General features: G+C 40.7%; 1 protein-coding gene. It reads left to right on the top strand.

What is annotated here, in order from left to right; translation table 11 throughout:
• Positions 1-107: 107 nt before the first annotated feature.
• Complete coding sequence (locus FNK51_RS11780; protein ID WP_141993437.1) at positions 108-1,382, top strand: IS110 family RNA-guided transposase; 1,275 nt, start codon at positions 108-110, stop codon at positions 1,380-1,382.
• Positions 1,383-1,780 lie beyond the last annotated feature (398 nt).

Raw genomic sequence — 1,780 nt, forward strand, 5'->3', positions numbered from 1 at the left:
TTAGCATTCCTGTAGAGCGTTAAATATCGGCTTTGAAAAAAACAGAGCCCCTCAGTATGATGAGAGTACACACAAACCAAAACTCATCTTAAGGAGGAAGCTCTACTATGAATTTTAAAATGCAAAACAAACAAAATCAACTAATTGAAAGAATCACGAATCGTCATCTTGTTGTAGGAATTGATATTGCACAACAATTTCATGTTGCTCGAGCAGTTAACTATCGAGGAATTGTGGTCGGTCATCCTCTAACCTTTGAAAATAACGATGAGGGGTTTACTAAATTTCTAAGTTGGATCAAAGAACTTAAACGAATAAACCGTTTAGACACTGCCATCGTGGGCATGGAACCTACCGGTCATTACTGGTTGAATCTATCAAAATGGTTATTTGAACAAAACGTTGAAGTTGTTACCGTAAATCCACACCTTGTTAAAAGGAATAAAGAGAACCGAGATAATACCCAATCTAAGAGCGATAAAAAGGACGCTCTCGTCATCGCTGATGTAGTGAAAAATGGCTATTATACATTGATTCATCATAGCCCAGAATCCATAGAAAAACTTCGAGTCCTTATGTCTAACAGGGACATGATCGTTAAACGGCTTGTCAGCTCAATCAACCAAATAAATCGCTGGGTAGATATCGTCTTTCCTGAACTACGACAAGTCTTCAAAGATGTAACAGCTAAGGGAGCTATCGCAACCCTCCGCTTATTTCCCACTCCAGTCGAACTACGTTCGTTACAGCCTCAAGATATCATTATGGGATGGAAATCAGTGATGAAAAGACATGCAGGTGTTCCAAAGGCTCATTCACTGATCGACTTAGCGAACAAATCGGTTGGTACAAAAAAAGCTCTTGATGCTTATAAACTTCATTTGAAGCAATTGCTTGAGGAATACGATCTTGCGACCGTCCAACTTGAAGCAGTTGAACAGGAAGTCACACACATACTCATGAAAATTCCTTATGCTGAAAAAATACTAGCGATTAAAGGAATTAGCACGATTACACTGGCTGGTATTCTTGGAGAATCGGGTGATTTAAGTGGTTTCGCTCATGGCAATGCTTTATTACGTCACGCAGGACTGCACCTTTCCGAGGCAAGCTCTGGAAAATGGAAAGGTCAAATTGTTTTATCCAAACGTGGTAGGTCCCGACTTAGACGATTCCTATTTCTTGCGACGATGAGTCTGATTATGAATAACCCAGAGTTCCAAGCCATTCACGCCACAAATGTTAAGGTGAAAAAAACAAAGAAAATGAAGTCTGTCATGAAGTTATGCGGTAAACTCGCCAGAGTTTTAGTGGGAATGGCCAGAAGTGGATCTGACTATTCCCCAGAAAAAGTTTACCCGATCACTCCAGAAGCAGCCTGAAACTTACCTTTTGATATTGTCATTCACGAGCATTGGCTTATTCGTAGGAATTCAAAGAAAGCACGAGTACTGGATGTAATGAACAAAAGGGCAATGACCCGTTCCGTTAGCAAAACCGGCCTCCACCCCTTGGATAGGCATGACGAAGGAATGATAGGGCATATGAATATGACCCGTTGAGACATGGGAGGGAAAGCCTCCAAGGGCAGCGTGGAAAATGCGTGCAGTATATGTAATAATATGGGATTTTCAATAGATCCCCTATTTCAATCTGCCCTCATCTTATCAAAACGGTCCTATCTCTTTCGTTCATCTAAAGCAACCTATACCATGTGGTTTGAAATCCTGCGAATAAGCGAGTATTCGTGAGCATTATCTATTAAACTGAGGGAGTTCAT

It is taken from the genome of Bacillus sp. B4EP4a, from assembly GCF_006680105.1.
Classification (GTDB): Bacteria; Bacillota; Bacilli; order Bacillales; family DSM-1321; genus Peribacillus; species Peribacillus simplex_E.